Annotated in this window: 18 protein-coding genes; 4 read left to right on the top strand and 14 right to left on the bottom strand. The window is 64.1% G+C overall.

Annotated elements, in window-relative coordinates; translation table 11 throughout:
- Positions 1 to 129 precede the first annotated feature (129 nt).
- The gene (rplS, locus tag LB555_RS10195) at positions 130 to 681 is read right to left on the bottom strand and encodes a 50S ribosomal protein L19 (protein ID WP_013892267.1); all 552 of its coding nucleotides are present in this window, start codon (positions 679 to 681) and stop codon (positions 130 to 132) included.
- Between the two features lie 338 nt (positions 682 to 1019).
- Between rplS and LB555_RS10190 the strand changes: the two genes are divergently transcribed.
- Positions 1020 to 1772 carry a sulfite exporter TauE/SafE family protein gene (locus LB555_RS10190; RefSeq protein ID WP_140719739.1) on the top strand — a complete coding sequence of 251 codons (753 nt, stop codon included), beginning with the start codon at positions 1020 to 1022 and terminating at the stop codon, positions 1770 to 1772.
- Here the strand turns inward: LB555_RS10190 and trmD are convergent.
- Positions 1754 to 2452: a tRNA (guanosine(37)-N1)-methyltransferase TrmD gene (gene trmD, locus LB555_RS10185; protein ID WP_224682820.1), complete on the bottom strand. Its 699-nt coding sequence runs from the start codon at positions 2450 to 2452 to the stop codon at positions 1754 to 1756. The two genes, LB555_RS10190 and trmD, sit on opposite strands and share 19 nt — an antisense overlap.
- A complete protein-coding gene (gene rimM, locus LB555_RS10180) occupies positions 2449 to 3048 on the bottom strand; it encodes a ribosome maturation factor RimM (protein WP_224682819.1) in 600 nt (199 codons plus the stop codon). The genes trmD and rimM overlap by 4 nt, the downstream gene beginning before the upstream one ends.
- Positions 3049 to 3163: 115 nt before the next feature.
- Here rimM and LB555_RS10175 point away from each other — a divergent pair, with 115 nt between their 5' ends.
- Complete coding sequence (locus LB555_RS10175; RefSeq protein WP_224682818.1) at positions 3164 to 4102, top strand: tyrosine recombinase XerC; 939 nt, start codon at positions 3164 to 3166, stop codon at positions 4100 to 4102.
- Positions 4103 to 4164: 62 nt separating this feature from the next.
- Positions 4165 to 5232 (top strand): TraB/GumN family protein, encoded by a 1068-nt coding sequence (locus LB555_RS10170; RefSeq protein WP_224682817.1) that lies wholly within the window; start codon positions 4165 to 4167, stop codon positions 5230 to 5232.
- Between the two features lie 769 nt (positions 5233 to 6001).
- On the opposite strand, the gene lpdA is transcribed toward LB555_RS10170, so the two are convergent.
- From lpdA to mdh, 10 genes are all read right to left on the bottom strand, one after another.
- Positions 6002 to 7408, bottom strand: coding sequence for a dihydrolipoyl dehydrogenase (lpdA, locus tag LB555_RS10165; protein WP_224682816.1), 1407 nt, complete (start codon positions 7406 to 7408; stop codon positions 6002 to 6004).
- A gap of 24 nt (positions 7409 to 7432) precedes the next feature.
- A complete protein-coding gene (locus LB555_RS10160) occupies positions 7433 to 8188 on the bottom strand; it encodes an SDR family oxidoreductase (RefSeq protein ID WP_224682815.1) in 756 nt (251 codons plus the stop codon).
- On the bottom strand, positions 8185 to 8652 hold the full coding sequence (locus tag LB555_RS10155) for a hypothetical protein (protein WP_411970767.1): 468 nt from the start codon (positions 8650 to 8652) through the stop codon (positions 8185 to 8187). The genes LB555_RS10160 and LB555_RS10155 overlap by 4 nt, the downstream gene beginning before the upstream one ends.
- 78 nt (positions 8653 to 8730) lie before the next feature.
- Entirely contained in the window at positions 8731 to 10008 is a 1278-nt protein-coding gene (gene odhB / locus LB555_RS10150; protein WP_015315015.1) for a 2-oxoglutarate dehydrogenase complex dihydrolipoyllysine-residue succinyltransferase, read from the bottom strand.
- Positions 10009 to 10040: 32 nt separating this feature from the next.
- Positions 10041 to 13025 (bottom strand): 2-oxoglutarate dehydrogenase E1 component, encoded by a 2985-nt coding sequence (locus LB555_RS10145; protein ID WP_140822836.1) that lies wholly within the window; start codon positions 13023 to 13025, stop codon positions 10041 to 10043.
- Positions 13026 to 13169: 144 nt separating this feature from the next.
- Positions 13170 to 14072 carry a succinate--CoA ligase subunit alpha gene (gene sucD, locus LB555_RS10140; RefSeq protein WP_023784122.1) on the bottom strand — a complete coding sequence of 301 codons (903 nt, stop codon included), beginning with the start codon at positions 14070 to 14072 and terminating at the stop codon, positions 13170 to 13172.
- A gap of 11 nt (positions 14073 to 14083) precedes the next feature.
- The gene (locus tag LB555_RS10135) at positions 14084 to 14581 is read right to left on the bottom strand and encodes a DUF1579 family protein (protein WP_224682814.1); all 498 of its coding nucleotides are present in this window, start codon (positions 14579 to 14581) and stop codon (positions 14084 to 14086) included.
- A 3-nt stretch (positions 14582 to 14584) separates the two neighbouring features.
- Complete coding sequence (locus LB555_RS10130; protein ID WP_224682813.1) at positions 14585 to 14956, bottom strand: cupin domain-containing protein; 372 nt, start codon at positions 14954 to 14956, stop codon at positions 14585 to 14587.
- Positions 14957 to 14960: 4 nt separating this feature from the next.
- Positions 14961 to 16154: an ADP-forming succinate--CoA ligase subunit beta gene (gene sucC, locus LB555_RS10125; RefSeq protein WP_140660445.1), complete on the bottom strand. Its 1194-nt coding sequence runs from the start codon at positions 16152 to 16154 to the stop codon at positions 14961 to 14963.
- A 45-nt stretch (positions 16155 to 16199) separates the two neighbouring features.
- A complete protein-coding gene (gene mdh, locus LB555_RS10120; protein ID WP_015315009.1) occupies positions 16200 to 17168 on the bottom strand; it encodes a malate dehydrogenase in 969 nt (322 codons plus the stop codon).
- Positions 17169 to 17381: 213 nt separating this feature from the next.
- On the opposite strand from mdh, the gene LB555_RS10115 reads away from it, so the two are divergent.
- The gene (locus LB555_RS10115) at positions 17382 to 17810 is read left to right on the top strand and encodes a GNAT family N-acetyltransferase (RefSeq protein ID WP_140719727.1); all 429 of its coding nucleotides are present in this window, start codon (positions 17382 to 17384) and stop codon (positions 17808 to 17810) included.
- A 71-nt stretch (positions 17811 to 17881) separates the two neighbouring features.
- On the opposite strand, the gene LB555_RS10110 is transcribed toward LB555_RS10115, so the two are convergent.
- Positions 17882 to 18421 carry an NADPH-dependent FMN reductase gene (locus LB555_RS10110; protein ID WP_224682812.1) on the bottom strand — a complete coding sequence of 180 codons (540 nt, stop codon included), beginning with the start codon at positions 18419 to 18421 and terminating at the stop codon, positions 17882 to 17884.
- Between the last annotated feature and the right edge of the window lie 7 nt (positions 18422 to 18428).

The following is an 18428-nucleotide window of genomic DNA, read 5'->3' as shown; positions in this document are numbered from 1 at the left end:
TATTATTTAGTACGCAATATTATTGGACGTCAATTGTCGACCCCGATCACCGAGGCTGAACCCGTTCACAGTTCGGTGAAACGAAAAAAGGCGGCCGAAGCCGCCTTTTCAAAATCCTTCGTCGAACTCTTATTCGGCCGGGGTCGCTTCAGCGGCAGCCTTGGCTGCCGCTTCAGCTTCGGCGGCTGCCTTCTTCTCGGCGGCTTCCTTGGCGGCCGTCTCGGCGGCCAGCGCCTGGGCGGCTGCGACCTTCTCGGCCTCGATGCGCGCCTTCTCGGCGTTCAGCGCGTCGCGCTCCTCATCATTGAGCTTGCGGGCGCGCACGCCGGTGTTTTCCGAAATACGGGCCGACTTGCCGCGACGATCGCGCAGGTAATAGAGCTTGGCGCGACGCACCTTGCCGCGGCGCACGATCTCGACGCCTTCGACCATCGGCGAGTAGACGGGGAACACGCGCTCGACGCCTTCGCCGTAGGAGATCTTGCGGACGGTGAAATTTTCCTGGAAGCCGGAACCGGCGCGGGCGATGACGACGCCCTCGTAAGCCTGGACGCGGGTGCGGGTGCCTTCGGTCACGCGGACCTGGACGCGCACGGTGTCGCCGGGCTGGAATTCGGGAAGCTTGCGCTTGGCTTCGATCTTGGCGGCCTGTTCGGCCTCGAGCTGACGGATGAGATCCATCTAAAAATCCACTTCTTGTTCTTCCGACAGTCAGAGCGCCCTACGCTCGCCTCGCAGTTCCATTGACCGCTCGGCTATGTCCTTTGTCTCCAAGACATTTGTCTCCCAGACATCGGGCAGGGGCGACTACACCGTCATTGTTGACGGGTCCGGCAGATTTGTTCTTGCCGGTACGGGCGGGCACATACAGCTATTTCGGCGCTTTGTCACGCCTTGCCCGTGCATTTTTTGCCGGCATGGCTCCCAGCATGGCACCATCTTAATCCTGCCGTGCCGGGTTGCGTCTGTCCACCAAGCTTCCTAAGCCAGAATAGCACACTCCTTCACGGCGGTTATCCATGTCTGTCTTCGACGCCATCCTGCTCTTCCTGGCGGGCTTTCTGTCAGGCGCCGCCAACGCGGTCGCCGGCGGCGGCACCTTCATCACCTTCGGCGCCATGACACTGGTCGGCGTCCCCCCGATCGTGGCCAACGCCACCTCGTCGGTGACGCAGTTCCCCGGCTACATCACCTCGACCCTCGCTTACTGGGCCGACATCAGGCACTTCTGGCGCGGCGCGCTGCTGCTCTGCCTGATCTCGGCCGTCGGCGCGCTAGCCGGCGCCCTGATCCTGCTGGCGCTCGACAATCCGTCCTTTCGCGTCCTGGTGCCGTGGCTGCTTTTGGGCGCGACGGCACTGTTTGCCGCCGGGCCATGGCTGAAGCCGGCGCCGAAACCCGGACACGAAGCGGCCGTGGGCTCACTCGCCGGCTCGCTGGCGCAATTCGTCACCGCTATCTATGGCGGCTTCTTCGGCGCCGGCATGGGCGTGATGATGCTGGCCACCCTCGGCCTGACCCAGGCCGGCGACTACCACCGCCTGAACGCACTGAAGAACATGCTGGCCGTGGTCATCGCGGCTGTCGCCATCGTCGTCTTCGTCTCGGGCGGCGTCGTCGCCTGGCCGGAGGCGATCGTCATGATCCCGGGCGGGGCGCTGGGCGGCTATGCCGGCGTCTGGATCGCCAAGCGCGTACCGCAGAACGTGGTGCGCGGCTTCGTCATCGCCGTCGGCCTGTTTCTGGCTTTTTACTACTTCAGCAAAGGCTGATCGCCGAACAGATCGGGTCGCCGCTCTTTCGTCAGCGTCTCCGACTGCGCGCGGCGCCAGGCGGCGATCTTCTTGTGATTGCCGGAGATCAGCACTTCGGGAATCTCCCGGCCCTCGAATTCCTGCGGTCGTGTATAGTGCGGATGTTCGAGCAGGCCGTTTTCGAAACTCTCTTCTTCCCCGGAGACCGCATTGCCCATCACCCCGGGCAACAGCCGCACCACGGCGTCGAGCAGCACCAGCGCCGCCGGCTCGCCCCCGGACAGGATGAAATCGCCGATCGAGACTTCTTCCAGGTTTCGCGCATCGATCACCCGCTGGTCGACACCTTCGAAGCGGCCGCACAGGATGACGGCACCCGGCCCGGCGGCGAGTTCGCGCACGCGAGCCTGCGTCAGTGGTTTGCCGCGCGGGCTCATCAGCAGGCGCGGACGCACATCGCCCGCCGGCGAGGCATGGTCGATCGCCCTGGCCAGGACATCGGCCCGCATCACCATGCCGGCCCCGCCGCCGGCCGGCGTGTCATCGACGGTGCGGTGCTTGTCGGCGGCGAAGTCGCGGATCTGGATCGCCTCCAGAGACCATGTGCCCGCCTCCAGCGCCCGCCCGGCCAGCGACAAGCCTAGCGGGCCCGGGAACATCTCGGGATAGAGCGTCAGCACCGACGCGGCAAAACTCACCGGTTGCCCCCGGCGTCGCGCGGTCCGCGCGGCCGGCCCTTCGGGTCGAAATCCTCCTCGCGCGGCGCCTCGCCGTCCTCGTCCTCGACCAGTCCAGCCGCCACCGGATCGACGCGGACAAAGCCCTCGGCGATCGACACGGCAGGCACGGCGGCCTGCGTGAACGGGATCAGCACGCCCTTGCGCCCGGCGAGCGTCACATCGAGGATGTCGCCGCCGCCGAAATTGTGCACCGCGACCACCTTGCCGATGGCGGCACCGGTATCATCCCGGATCTCCAGCCCGATCAGGTCGGCATGGTAGAATTCGTCCTCCTCGCCATCGTCGGGCAGCATCGAACGGTCGACGAACAGCTCCGTGCCGGCGAGCGCCTCGGCCGCATTGCGGTCGCTGACACCCTTGAAGCGCACCACGACAACGGTGTTGGCGGGCCTTATGTCGGTTATCTGAAAGGCTCGTCCATCCCTGGCGTAGAGCGGCCCATAATCCGCCAGCGCCATTGGCTCGCCGGTGAAGGTTTTCACCCTGAGTTCGCCCTTGATGCCGTGCGCGGCGCCGATTACGGCCATCTGGACGGGGTTCTGCGGCTTGCTCATGGGCGAAAATCCTTTGTCCCTGCTCTAGCGCCGCCTCGCCGTCATTTCAATAACGGGCTCTTCACCGCTTCCTAACCCGGCTGCCGGAAAATGACGGCGAACCGGAACAGACCCGATGCAGGAATTCCTCATACCGGCAAAAGCCGATCTCCAGGCCGCGCGCGAAAGCTGGCTGAAGATGCTCGCGCGTGAACGTCGCCTGTCACCCGAGACAGTGGAAGCCTATGAGCGCGATTCACGCCAGTTCCTGCACTTCCTCACCGGCCATATCGGCGGACCGCCCGGCATTTCCGATATCGCCGACCTGCGCCCGGCCGACCTGCGCGGTTTCCTCGCCGCCCGCCGCAATGCCGGCGCCGGCGCCCGCACGCTTGGCCGTGGCCTGGCCGGCATCCGCTCGCTGCTGCGGTTCCTCGAGCGGCGGGGCTTGGCCAATGCAGCTGGTGCCGCGGCCTTGCGCGCGCCACGCCAGCCCAAATCGCTGCCCAAGCCGCTGACGGCGAGCGATGCCAGGCACGTGGTCTCCGTCGAGGGTCAACTGGCGGAAGAACCCTGGATCGCCGCCCGCAACGCCGCCGTGCTGACACTGCTCTACGGCTCGGGCCTGCGCATTTCCGAGGCGCTTGGCCTCGCCGCCGCCGATCTGGCGTCGGAAGCCGACACCGTGCTGCGCGTCACCGGCAAGGGCGGCAAGACACGGCTGGTGCCGGTGTTGCCGGTGGCACTCAGGGCGATCGCCGAATACCGCCGGCTCTGCCCCTATCACCTCGATCCGAAGGGTCTGCTGTTTCGCGGCGCGCGCGGCGGCCCGCTCAACCCGGCCATCATCCAGCGTGACATGGCGAAGCTGCGTTCGGCGCTCAACCTGCCGGACACGGCGACGCCACATGCCTTGCGCCATTCCTTCGCCACCCATCTGCTCGGCCGAGGCGGCGATCTGCGCACCATCCAGGAACTCCTGGGCCACGCCAGCCTGTCGACGACGCAGATCTACACCGGTGTCGACACCGCAAGGCTGCTGGAAATCTACGAATCGGCCCATCCCAGGGCATGAACCCTTCAATTTTGCCCTCGCGATTAACGGTTTTGCCGCTTTTCAGGCCTAGGAATGGGACCATGAAACGTGTCATCGCCATCGCCGACCGTGCGGCTTCCGTCTCGCTGAAACTGCTTGTCGCGCTCAACGTGCTGTTTTTCCTGTCCTTCCTTGCCGTCCTGCTGTTCGCCGCCGGCAGGGCGCACGCGGAAATCCCGACCTGTACCGGCGCCGACATGCTGTCGGCCTTGCAGAAGAACAACCCCGCCACCTACGGCAAAATCGAGGCCGATGCGGCTGCCACGCTGAACGGCAAGGGGCTGCTGTGGAAGCTGGAAAAATCAGGCGAACAGCCATCCTACCTGTTCGGCACCATGCACATGACCGATCCGCGCGTCACCACGCTGCCGGCCTATGCACAGAAGGCCTTCGATGCAGCCGCCACCCTCATTATCGAGACCACCGACGTGCTCGACAAGCAGAAGATGATGACGGCGATGCTGAAAGAGCCGGACCTGATGATGTTCACCGACTCCACGACGCTTTCGTCACTGCTGTCGCCGGACGAAGCGGCGGCCATGAACGCCGCGCTCGATGCGCGCGGCATCCCGCCGGCGACGGTCGCCAAGATGAAGCCGTGGATGCTGTCGGCCATGATGGCGCTTCCGGCTTGCGAACTCGCCCGCCAGTCCGGCGGCGCGCCGGTGCTCGACGTCAAGCTGGCCGAGAGCGCCAAGGCGGCCGGCAAGCCGGTGGAAGGATTGGAAACGGCCGAGAGCCAGCTGCGCGCCATGGCCTCGCTGCCGCTCGCCTTTCATATGAAGGGCCTGGTCGACACGCTGAAGCTGGGCGACAAGGTCAACGACATTAACGAAACCATGATCGTGCTCTACCAGCGTGGCGACACCGGCATGTTCTGGCCGCTGTTCCGCGCCGCCATGCCCGAGGAGCAGGACGACCCTGCGGGCTACGCCGCCTTCGAGGAGACCATGATCACCAGCCGCAACAAGGTGATGGTCGATCATGCCGGGCCCATCCTGGCCAAGGGCAACGCCTTCATGGCGGTCGGCGCGCTGCACCTTCCCGGTCCAGAGGGACTGGTCGAGGATTTCCGCAAAGCCGGCTATACTGTCACCGCCGTCAATTGAGTCGGACGGCAGCGGAGGCACGCAAACGCCGCGTTTCCGGCGTTTTCCTCCGCTAGCGTGAAACCCATTCAACGGTTGCGCGTTGATGGATGTTGATTGACCTTTTTCATTTTCCCGGAGGACACATTCATGGCGAACACACCAAATCCAAACGATCCGTACAATTCGACCACCAATGCCCCTCGGCCGAGCGGCGGTGGCGGCAGCCCCTGGCTGATTGCACTGGTCGTCGTTATCCTGGCGATTGTCGCGTATTATGTTTTCGGAAGAAGTGGTGGCGAGCACCCGGCACCCGCCGAGCCGCCAGCGGCCAGCACACCGGCTCCGGCGCCCGCACCGGCTGAACCGATGAAGCCCGCCGAACCGGCCAAGCCAGCCGAACCAGCTCCTGCGCCCGCCCCGGCTCCTGCACCAGCACCAGCACCAGCGCCGGCTCCCGCACCAGCGCCCGCCCCGGCACCAGCGCCGGCCCAGTAAGGGGCTCGATATCAAGACGAACGGCCTGCTGAAAGGCGGGCCGTTTTGTTTTGGGTGATGACCGTTGGGGGGTCTTGGCGCCAAGCCACTCCGCCCGTTCGCCATCCTCGGGCTTGACCCGAGGATCCATGCCGCGACCTCGGCCGAGGAATGCAGCGGAGCAGAATTCCGCACCGCAGGAGCGCTCTGAAGTCACGGCATGGATCCCTTGGGCTGCGGAGCAGCTCCAGGGGTCTACGCCGCGTCGCTTCGCTCCTTGCTCCGCCATAGGACGACGAAGCGTTGGGCACCCTTAGATGTGGATCGGCTTGAAGAAGGTGGCCAGCGCCGCTTCCTTCACCGCTTCAGACATCGTCGGATGGGCGTGGCAGGTGCGGGCGAGATCTTCCGACGAGCCGCCGAACTCCATCAGCACCGCCGCCTCATGGATCATCTCGCCGGCGCCGAAGCCGACGATATGGACGCCGAGCACACGGTCGCTCTGCTTGTCGGCCAGGATCTTCACGAAACCGTCGGTATGCAGCATGGCGCGCGCGCGGCCGTTGGCGGTGAAGGGGAATTTGCCGACCTTGTAGTCGATGCCGGCCTTCTTCAGCTCTTCCTCGGTCTTGCCGACCGACGCGATCTCCGGATTGGTGTAGACGACGCTCGGAATGACGTCATAGTTCACATGGCCGGCCTGGCCGGCGATGGTCTCGGCCACCGCCACGCCCTCGTCCTCGGCCTTGTGGGCCAGCATCGGCCCGGCGATGACATCGCCGATGGCGTAGATCCCGGGAACATTGGTCCTGAGATGCCCGTCGGTCTTGACCCGGCCGCGCTCGTCGACTTCGACGCCGGCCTCCTTCAGCCCGAGGCTGTCCGAAAAGGCGCGGCGTCCCGTCGAGATCAGCACGGCATCGGCCTCGATGGTTTCGGCAGTACCCCCCTTGACCGGCTCGAAGGTAACGGTCGCGCCCTTCTTGGCCTTGGCGACGCCGGTCACCTTGGCGCCGAGCTTGAACTCAAAGCCCTGCTTGGAGAGCATCCGCTGGAACTGTTTCGACACCTCGCCGTCCATGCCGCCCAAAATGGTGTCGAGGAACTCGACCACCGTGACTTTGGCGCCGAGCCGTGCCCAGACCGAGCCGAGTTCGAGGCCGATGACACCGCCGCCGACCACCACCAGATGGCCAGGCACCTTCTCCAGCGACAGCGCGCCCGTCGAGGACACGATGATTTTTTCGTCGAAGTCGACCTTGACGCCGGGAATGCCGGCGACATCGGACCCGGTGGCGATGACGATGTTCTTGGTCTCGATCTCCTCGACCTTGCCGTCCTCGCCGATCAGCGAGACCTTGCCTGCGGCGACCACCTTGCCGGTGCCGCGGAAGGCATCGATCTTGTTCTTCTTGAACAGGAAGGCGACGCCATTGACGTTGGACGACACCGTCGCATCCTTGTGCGCCATCATTTTCTTCAGGTTCAGCTTGGGTGCCGGGATTTCGACGCCGAGCGTGTCGAAGGAATGGCCGGCCTCGGCGAACATTTCCGAGGCATAAAGCAGCGCCTTGGACGGGATGCAGCCGATGTTGAGGCAGGTGCCGCCGAAGGTCGCGTTCTTCTCGACCACCGCGACCTTCAGCCCAAGCTGTGCCGCCTTGATGGCGCAGACATAGCCGCCCGGTCCCGAGCCGATGATAACGACGTCATAAGCCATGTTTGTTTCCCTTTTGCTTGGGGCTCAGCGGCCGCCGCTGACATTCAGGATCGCGCCCGTCGTATAAGACGCGGCATCGGATAAAAGATAGAGGACCGCACCGGCGACTTCATCCGCGGTGCCCGCCCTTTTCATCGGCAGAAGATCGCGGAACCGTTCTATCCGGTCCGGCTGGCCGCCGGAGGCGTGGATGTCGGTGTCGATGATGCCCGGCCGCACCGCGTTGACGCGAATGCCTTCCAGAGCCACCTCGCGGGCGAGGCCGATGGTGAAGGTGTCGATGGCCCCCTTGGAGGCGGCATAGTCGACATATTCGCCCGGCGAGCCCAGCGTCGCCGCCGCCGACGAGATGTTGACGATCGCACCACCCGACCCGCCATGCCGCGTCGACATGCGCTTGATCGCCTCGCGGGCGCACAGGAACGAGCCGATGACATTGATGCGCATCATGCGTTCCAGCCGCGCGACATCCATCTCGTCGACGCGCGCCTTGACGTCGACGATGCCGGCATTGTTGACGAAGGCGTCGAGCCGGCCAAAGGCGCGGTCGACGGCGCCGAACATGGCCACGATATCGGTTTCCTTGCCGACATCGCCCCTGACGGCAACGGCTCCGCCGCCGCCGTCCTTGATTTCGGCGACCAGCGCATCGGCGGCGGCCTTGTTGGAGGCGTAATTGACCGCGACGCGATAGCCCGCCTCCGACCCCAGCCGGCAGATGGCGGCGCCGATGCCGCGGCTGCCGCCGGTGACCAGCAGCACTTTTTGCGTCGCGCTCATTCCTGGCATCCTTTCATCGCGAACACATCCGACGGCACTTTCGAAAATCCTCCGCCGCCATACGCCCGGGATTGCCTAAGCACCGGCCCGAGATCGGGCAGGATCAGCGTCTTCGGCGCCTCGACACCCTCGGCCGGCAAAAGCCCGACAGTGCCCTTGTCGTCCGACGTGTAGATGACGCCGTTCCACAGCGTGCAGGCGGCAAGCTCCTCGCCGGTCACGTCGCCTTCCGGGCACTTGTACATCAGCGCGCCGTTCGGCCGCGCAACATCCGTGGTCCACATGACGATGCCGTTCAGCACCACATTGTTGTCGAGGATCAGCCGGAACGTATTGGTGACAACAGCCGATGTGCCGGTCGGGGTAAAATCGATCTCGCTGCCGCTCTGGCTATCCCCATAGACCGCAAGTTCGATCGGGCAGGCGGCCTGGGCGGCTGCGGTAGTCATCACGATCCCGGCCATCAGCGCAACCGGTTTGGTGGCTCCAAGCAAACGGGCCATCATTGGCCGCTCTTTGCCGCAAGCCGCCATCCGACCGCCTCACAGATCGAGCACCAGCCGCTCCGGATCCTCCAGGCTTTCCTTGACCCGCACCAGGAAGGTAACGGCTTCCTTGCCGTCGACGATGCGGTGATCGTAGCTGAGCGCCAGATACATCATCGGCCGGATCACGATCTGGCCGCCGACCACGACCGGCCGGTCCTGGATCTTGTGCATGCCGAGAATGCCCGACTGCGGCGCATTGAGGATCGGCGTCGACATCAGCGACCCGTAGACGCCACCATTGGAGATGGTGAAGGTGCCGCCTTGCATGTCGGCGACCGACAGCTTGCCGTCGCGCGCTGCGATGCCCAGCCGGCCGATATCCTTCTCGATCTCGGCGATCGACATCTGGTCGGCATCGCGCACGACCGGAACCACGAGGCCCTTTTCGGTGCCGACCGCGACACCAATATGGGCATAGTTCTTGAAGATGATGTCGGTGCCGTCGATCTCGGCATTGACCGAGGGGATTTCCTTCAGCGCGTGGGTGACCGCCTTGGTGAAGAAGCCCATGAAGCCGAGCTTCACGCCGTGCTTCTTCTCGAAAACGTCCTTGTACTTCGTCCTGAGCGCCATCACCGCCGACATGTCGACTTCGTTGAAGGTGGTCAGCATGGCGGCGGTCGACTGCGCCTCCTTCAGGCGGCGCGCGATGGTCTGGCGCAGCTTGGTCATGCGCACGCGCTCCTCGCGCGATGCATCATCACCCGACGACGGCGCCCGAACCGCGATCGGTGCCGGCGCTGCCTTTGGCGTCTCGGCCGGCTGCGACGGCGCACCCTTGGAGATGGCATCCAGCACGTCGCCCTTCAGCACTTGGCCGCGCTTGCCCGAGCCGGAGAGCTGGTCGACCGACAGATTGTTCTCGGCGATCAATTTTGCCGCCGCCGGCGCCGGCGGCATGGTGCGCGGCTCGACCGGTCCGGCATCGCCGGCAACCTTGGCGGTCTCGGCCGCGGCCTGCTTGGTGGTGGATGCCGCGTCGGGGCTGGACGCCTGCGCGACCGCTTGCGGCTTGGTCGCGGGAGCAGCCGCGCCACCGGCCGAAATCGACCCGAGCAGGGCGCCGACGCCGACCGTCTCGCCTTCCCCAACCGTGATTTCACCGAGCGTCCCGGCGGCGGCGGCGGGCACCTCTATCGTCACCTTGTCGGTTTCGAGCTCGACCAGCGGTTCGTCGGCGGCAATGGCATCGCCGACCTTCTTGAACCATTTGCCGACGGTCGCTTCGGTGACGGATTCGCCGAGTGTGGGAACGCGGATTTCGGTAGCCATTGTGCCTGTCCGTTCTTTCGGTTCTGTTCTGCTTATTCGCCGAGCGCGTCTTCGAGCAAGGCGGCGAGCTGGGCGAGATGCTTCGACATCAGCCCGGTCGCCGGCGACGCGGCCGCCGGACGGCCGGTGTAGCGCACCCGCTGATGCTTGGCGTCGATATGCGCCAGCACCCATTCCAGATACGGATCGATGAACGACCAGGCACCCATGTTCTTGGGCTCCTCCTGGCACCACACCATCTCGGCGTTGCGGAAGCGTGACAGCTCGGTGATCAGCGCCTTGGCCGGGAACGGATAGAGCTGTTCGACGCGCAGCAAGTAGATGTCGTTGATGCCGCGCTTCTCGCGCTCCTCATAGAGGTCGTAATAGACCTTGCCCGAGCACAGCACGACGCGGCGGATCTTGGAATCCTTGGTCAGCTTGATCGCCTGGTTGGGCAACAGCTGGGCGTCGTCCCACAGCAGCCGGTGAAACGAGCTTTCGCCCGAGATTTCCGGCAGCGTCGACACCGCCCGCTTGTGGCGCAGCAGCGACTTCGGCGTCATCAGGATCAGCGGCTTGCGGAAGTCGCGCTTCAGCTGCCGGCGCAAGATGTGGAAGTAGTTGGCCGGCGTCGTGCAGTTGGCGACTTGCATATTGTCTTCGGCGCAAAGCTGCAGGAAGCGCTCCAGCCGGGCGGAAGAATGTTCCGGGCCCTGGCCTTCATAGCCATGTGGCAGCAGGCAGACGAGGCCCGACATTCTGAGCCACTTGCGTTCGCCCGACGAGATGAACTGGTCGAACACCACCTGGGCGCCGTTGGCGAAGTCGCCGAACTGCGCCTCCCACAGCGTCAGCGCCTTCGGCTCGGCCAGGCTGTAGCCATATTCGAAGCCCAGCACCGCTTCTTCCGACAGCATCGAGTTGATGACTTCGTAGCCGGCCTGCGCCGCCGACAGATTGTTGAGCGGGATGTAGCGGGTCTCGTCGCGCTGGTCGTAGAGCACGGAATGGCGCTGCGAGAAGGTGCCGCGCTCGGAATCCTGTCCGGAAAGCCGGATCGGATTGCCGTCGAGCAGGATCGCGCCGAAGGCCAGCGCCTCGGCCGTCGACCAGTCGATGCCTTCGCCGGACTCGATCGCCTGACGCCGGTTTTCGAGGAAGCGGATGATCGTCTTGTGCGCTTCGAAGCCCTTCGGCACCTCGGTCAGCTTCTTGCCGATTTCCTTCAGCGTCTTGACCGGTACCGCGGTCTTGCCGCGCCTTGTCTCGTCCTGGTTGTCGGCCGTGCGCAGGCCTGACCAGGCGCCGTCGAGCCAGTCGGCCTTGTTGGGCTTGTAGTGCTGGCCGACTTCCCATTCGGCTTCCAGATGCGCGCGCCAATCGGCCTTCATCTGATCGAGCTCGGCCTGGGTGATGTGCCCTTCGGCGATCAGGCGATCGCCATAGATCTGCACCGTCGTCTTGTGGGCGCGGATGTTGCTGTACATGAGCGGCTGCGTGAAGGCCGGTTCGTCGCCCTCATTGTGGCCGAAGCGGCGGTAGCAGAACATGTCCACGACCACCGGCTTATGGAACTTCATGCGGAATTCGATCGCCACCTTGGTGGCGTGCACCACAGCCTCCGGATCGTCGCCATTGACGTGAAAGATCGGTGCCTCGATCATCTTGGCGACATCGGACGGATAGGGCGATGAGCGCGAGAAGCGCGGATTGGTGGTGAAGCCGATCTGGTTGTTGATGATGAAGTGCAGCGTGCCGGCGACGCGGTGGCCACGCAGGCCCGATAGGCCGAGGATCTCGGCGATCACGCCCTGGCCGGCGAAGGCGGCGTCGCCATGCAGCAAGAGCGGCAGCACCTTGGCCCGCTCTTCCAGCGGCACGATCTCCTCGCGGCCGCGGCCGAACAGGGAATCCTGCTTGGCGCGCGCCTTGCCCATTACCACGGGGTCGACGATCTCCAGATGCGAAGGGTTCGCCGTCAGCGAAAGGTGAACCTTGTTGCCGTCGAACTCGCGGTCCGACGAGGCACCGAGATGGTACTTCACGTCGCCCGAGCCCTCGACCTCGTCGGGGGCCGCCGAGCCGCCCTTGAATTCGTGGAAGATGGCGCGGTGCGGCTTGGCCATCACCTGGGAAAGCACATTGAGGCGGCCGCGATGGGCCATGCCGAGCACGATCTCCTTCATGCCGAGCTGGCCGCCGCGCTTGACGATCTGCTCCAGCGCCGGGATCAGCGATTCACCGCCGTCGAGACCGAAGCGCTTGGTGCCCTTGTACTTGACGTCGATGAACTGCTCGAAGCCTTCCGCCTCGACCAGCTTCTGCAGGATCGCCTTCTTGCCGGTGGCGGTGAACGAGATCTCCTTGTCGGCGCCCTCGATGCGCGCCTGGATCCAGGCCTTTTCCTCGGGATCGGAAATATGCATGAACTCGACGCCGAGCGTCGAACAATAGGTGCGGGTGAGGATCTCCAGCATTTGCCGGATGCTGCCGAATTCGAGCCCCAGCACATTGTCGAGGAAGATCGGCCGGTCGTAGTCGGCTTCGGTGAAGCCGTAATTTTCCGGCGACAGTTCGTTGTAATCCTCGAGCGTGTTGATGCCGAGCGGATCGAGATTGGCGTGCAGATGGCCACGCATGCGGAAGGCGCGGATCATCATGATGGCGCGCACGGAATCACGTGTCGCCTGGTGCACATCGGCGTCGGACAGCACGACACCGTTGGTAACGGCCTTGTCCTTGACCTTCTTTTCCAGGTGCTTTTCGACGATGCCCCAATTGCCGTCCAGCGCCGACACCAGCTCGCCATTGGCCTGCAGCGGCCAGGAAGGTTTCGCCCATGAAGCGCCCTTGGCGTTCCTGCGCACATCGCCGGCATCGTCCTTCAGCCCGGCGAAGAACTCCTGCCACTCGGGATTGACCGAGGCGGGATCGTCCTCATACGCCGCGTAGAGCGCGTCGATGTAATCGGCATTGCCGCCATAGAGGAAAGAGGTGAGCGAAAATTGGTCGTTGGCCTGATCGTGTCTTGCCATGTCGTTTCAGCGGAGCCTGGCTCCGTCTCCTTTCGAGGGAATAGTGAGTAGCCGGTAGTGAGTGGAAAATGGAATTTTCCGCTCAGCTGCTACTCACCCGTTCTTCCCTTCTTCACTACTGACTACCTGCTACTCACTACTGGCTTAACCCTTGATCGCCTCGACCAGCGTCGTGCCCAGCCGCGCTGGCGACGGCGAAACTTTTATCCCGGCCGATTCCATCGCCGCGATCTTGTCTTCCGCGCCGCCCTTGCCGCCGGAGATGACCGCGCCCGCATGGCCCATGGTGCGTCCGGCCGGCGCCGTGCGCCCGGCGATGAAGCCGGCCATCGGCTTCTTGCGACCACGCTTGGCTTCGTCCTTGAGAAACTGCGCGGCGTCTTCCTCGGCCGAACCGCCGATCTCGCCGATCATGATGATCGACTTGGTCTCATCATCGGCCAGGAACATCTCGAGCATGTCGATGAACTCGGTGCCCTTGACGGGGTCGCCGCCGATGCCGACGGCAGTGGTCTGGCCGAGGCCGACATTGGTGGTCTGGAACACAGCCTCATAGGTAAGTGTTCCCGAGCGCGAAACAACGCCGACCGAGCCCTTGCGGAAGATGTTCCCGGGCATGATGCCGATCTTGCATTCGTCGGGGGTAAGCACGCCCGGGCAGTTCGGTCCGATCAGCCGCGAGGCCGAGCGATCGAGCCGCGCCTTGACCTTGATCATGTCCATCACCGGAATGCCTTCCGTGATGCAGACGATCAGCGGGATCTCCGCCTCGATCGCCTCGATGATGGCTTCCGCGGCGCCCGCCGGCGGCACGTAGATGACGGAGGCGTTGGCGCCTGTCTTTTCCTTGCCTTCGGCGACAGTGGCGAAGATCGGCAGGCTCTCGCCTTTCGAGCCCGTCCAGGTCTCGCCGCCCTTCTTGGGATGGATGCCGCCGACCATCTTTGTCCCGTGATAGGCCAGCGCCTGCTCGGTATGGAACGTACCGGTCTTGCCGGTCAGGCCCTGCACCAGCACCTTGGTATTCTTGTCGACGAGAATGGACATGGCCGCCCTTTTTAAAAACCGTTGATCGAGGAAGGCGAGACGCGCCGGTAGACGCCGCTCACCATGTCTTGCCAGTCATCGCTGCCGGCAAGTTTGAAATGCAATCGCATGCGGTAGGTGTCGGCATCGTCGAAAACATACGTCACCTTCGCAAAGCCGCGCGGCGACGATCGCTCCAGTACCAATTCGCTGCCGTTCCATGTGCCCGTGGCGGGCGAGGACGGCACAAAGCCCATCGAATCGAACTGGTGCATGGTGACGACGCTGTTCTGCTGGTCGAAGCCGAATACATTGTGCGCGCCGAAGGAGACCGTGCCATCGCGGCGCTGCTTATAGCGCTGCACCACGAACAGACCGCCGAACTGCGCTTCCGCTGTCACTTCGCTCGTCGCCATGCCGCCATCGGCCCACTGCGTATCCGCGACCTCCTCCTCGCCGCGCCAAGCACCGACCAAAGCCTGCAGGAGCTGGTGATCGGCCGAGAGCGAAGAGAAGGATGAGGCGTTCATCGGTCAGAGCCGCTTCAGATCGGCGACCGTCAGATCGCTCTTGGCATTGCCGGTGTTGAGTGTCGTCGCCGGTTCGAACATCAGCACCACCGGCTCTGATGTCAGTGAACGCGGCCGATGCTCGACGCCGCGCGGTACGACGATGAAGTCGCCCTCGCCGAGCTCGATCGGCCCATCGCGGAAATCGATGGCGATCCTGCCGCGCAGCACGAGGAAGGCTTCGTCTTCATTGTCATGCGCATGCCAGTCAAAGACCTCGCCGAACTTGGCGACCTTGGCCTGGCTGTCATTGAGGTCGCCGGCGATATGCGGATCGAAGACCTCAGTGATGGTCCGATCCGCCGCCTCGACCAGGTTTATCTTGCGTGGAGGCACCGGCTCAGCCCTTCACCGCCGCCACGATCTTCTTGGCCGCGTCGTCGAGATCGTCCGCCGAGACGACGTTCAGGCCGCTGTCGTTGATGATCTTCTTGCCAAGCTCGGCATTGGTGCCTTCCAGGCGCACGACCAGCGGCACCTTGAGCCCGACTTCCTTGACCGCGGCAATCACACCCTCGGCGATGATGTCGCACTTCATGATGCCGCCGAAGATATTGATCAGGATGCCCTTGACGGCCGGATCCCTGGTGATGATCTTGAACGCCGCCGTCACCTTCTCCTTGGAAGCGCCGCCGCCGACATCGAGGAAGTTGGCGGGTTCGGCGCCATAGAGCTTGATGATGTCCATCGTCGCCATGGCAAGGCCGGCGCCGTTGACCATGCAGCCGATATTGCCATCGAGCGCGACATACGCGAGGTCGTATTTCGACGCCTCGATCTCCTTCTCGTCCTCTTCTGACGTGTCGCGCAGTTCGAGCACATCTGGGTGGCGAAACAGCGCGTTGTTGTCGAACGACACCTTCGCGTCGAGCACGCGCAGATGCCCGTCCTTCATGACGATCAGCGGGTTGACCTCGAGCAGACTCATGTCCTTCTCGACGAAGGCCTCGTAGAGGATCGGGAACAGCGTGCCGCCATCCCTGGCCGCGTCGCCGTCGAGCTTAAGCGCGTCGTTGAGCGCCTTGACGTCCTCAGCCGTAACGCCCTTTTCCGGATCGATGGCGACGGTGATGATCTTTTCCGGCGTGTCGTGCGCGACGCCCTCGATGTCCATGCCGCCCTCGGTCGAGACGACAAAGGCGATGCGGCCGACCGAGCGGTCGACCAGGATGGAGAGATAGAGCTCGCGCTCGATGTCGGCGCCGTCCTCGATATAGAGGCGGTTGACCTGCTTGCCGGCCGGGCCGGTCTGCTTGGTCACCAGCGTATGGCCGAGCATCTCGTTGGCGTTGGCGACCACCTCGGCGACGGACTTCGCCAGCCGCACGCCGCCCTTGGCGTCGGCGCCGAGTTCCTTGAACTTGCCTTTGCCGCGGCCGCCGGCATGGATCTGGCTCTTCACCACATAGAGTGGGCCGGGCAGCGCCTGTGCAGCGGCTTCCGCCTCGCTTGCCTTGAAAACCGGCACGCCTTCGGCCACCGGCGCGCCAAAGCTCTTCAGCAGCGCCTTGCCTTGATATTCATGGATGTTCATCGGGAACTATCTCCAGGTCGTTTGCCGGGGTGACGTTTGGGCGGGTTATTTCGAGGCGAGCTGCGGCGCGATCTTGACGCAGGCCTCGGTCAGGCCCTGCACGGTCGCCACCGATGCCTCGAACATCTTCTGCTCGGCCTTGTTAAGGTCGATCTCGATGACGCGCTCGACACCGCCTGCGCCGATCACCACCGGCACGCCGACATAGGTACCCTTGACGCCATACTGACCGGAGAGGTGTGCCGCGCAAGGCAGCACGCGCTTCTTGTCCTTGAGGTAGGATTCAGCCATCTGGATCGCCGAGGCCGCCGGCGCGTAATAGGCCGAGCCGGTCTTCAGGAGGCCGACGATCTCGGCGCCGCCGTCACGGGTGCGCTGCACGATCTGGTCGAGCTTTTCCTTCGAGGTCCAGCCCATCTTGATCAGGTCGGGAAGCGGAATGCCCGACACCGTGGAATAGCGGATCATCGGCACCATGGAATCGCCGTGGCCGCCGAGCACGAAGGCGGTGACGTCCTCGACCGAAACCTTGAATTCCTCGGCCAGGAAGTAGCGGAAGCGCGCGCTGTCGAGCACGCCGGCCATGCCGACGACATGGGTCTTGGGCAAGCCCGAAAACTTCTGCAGCGCCCACACCATGGCGTCGAGCGGATTGGTAATGCAGATGACGAAGGCCTTCGGCGCGTACTTCTTCAGCCCTGCGCCGACCTGCTCCATGACCTTCAGGTTGATGCCCAGCAGGTCGTCGCGGCTCATGCCCGGTTTGCGCGGCACGCCGGCGGTGACGATGCAGACATCGGCGCCCTCGATGCCGGCATAGTCGTTGACGCCGGTCAGCCGGGAATCGAAACCATCGACCGGCGACGACTGCGCGATATCGAGCCCCTTGCCTTGCGGGATACCCTCGGCGATATCGAACAGGACCACGTCGCCGAGATCCTTGAGGCCGATCATGTGGGCGAGCGTGCCGCCGATCATGCCAGAGCCGATAAGCGCTATCTTGTTGCGTGCCATGTGAGGATGATTTCCCTTTGTCTGTGACGCGCCAACACGGCGTCGAGGAAGAGGCCGGACTGCTGCGGGGAACCGCGAATTTCCCGCACCCAATAACTCTGGTGCGGAATAAATTCAAACGATTATTTCGACCCCTGCATTTTCAATCGGTTAGTGTATTCGGGATTTACGTAAACGTCAAAGTTTGTAAGCCGACTTGGGAGAATTTACACAATGGCGATTGAGATCAGAAGGCTTTATCCCGGAGATGACGCCCTTGTGATGCGGATTGCCGACGACGTGTTCGACGAGCCGGTGCGGCCCGATCGGCTGGCAAGCTATCTCGCGCAATCGGGCCATTTCATGATCGTGGCCTTGGCTGAGGACGTTGTCGTCGGCCAATGCGCGGCGGTCATGCACCGCCATCCGGACAAGGCGCCGGAACTCTATGTCGACGAGGTCGGCGTCTCGCCAGCCTTCCAGCAGCAGGGCATCGCGCGCAGAATGCTCGACGCCATGTTCGCGCTCGGCCGCGAGCATGGCTGCGAAGAGGCCTGGGTCGGCACCGAGCCGGACAATCTGCCCGCCCGCGCACTTTATGAGGGGCGCAAGGAGGCGCATGGCGAGGCGGAGACCTTTGTGATGTACGTCTATCGGCTGTAGCGATTGGCCGACGCCTCCGGTCCTTCCAGGACGACGACACGATGGCGACCGCTCAATTGGCGCGAGTCCGCTCAAATTTGGCGCGAGCGGATGAAGGCCGCGAAGGCTGACAGGCCATCGCGAATTGTCCGCAAGTTTGCCGGCTCTCGCAGGATACTTTCAACCTCCGCCGGCTTCTTGTCGAGGAGCGAAACCTCGAGCATGGCTTCTTCGCAAAGCGCGAACGACATGGTGCGCATGATCTCCGCCAGCGCCGTGCGGGCGTAGAGCGAGCGTGGCGAGGCGTGCGCCAGCATCGCCGGCTTGCCGACGGCGGCGTCACGCGAGACCAGCCAGTCGAGCGCGTTCTTAAGGCCGCCAGGCACGCCATGGGCATATTCGGGACAGGAGACGACGACACCGTCCGCGCCGGTGACGGCCTCGATCAGATCGGAGGCCTCGCGCGGCGTCCGCTCGCCCTCGTCGTCGGGATTGAAGATCGGCAGCCGGCCAAGCCCGTCATAGACGGTGACGCGACAGCCCGCTGGCGTGTTCAGCGCCAGTGCCGCGACCAGGGCCGAATTGGTGGAGGCCGCCCGCAGGCTGCCGGATATCGCAATGAGGTTGAGCAAGGCGGAC

This window comes from Mesorhizobium sp. BR-1-1-10, from assembly GCF_020165595.1.
Lineage (GTDB): Bacteria > Pseudomonadota > Alphaproteobacteria > Rhizobiales > Rhizobiaceae > Mesorhizobium > Mesorhizobium australicum.
Note: the sequence above shows the minus strand (reverse complement) of the source record. Positions and strands in the feature narration are given on the sequence as shown.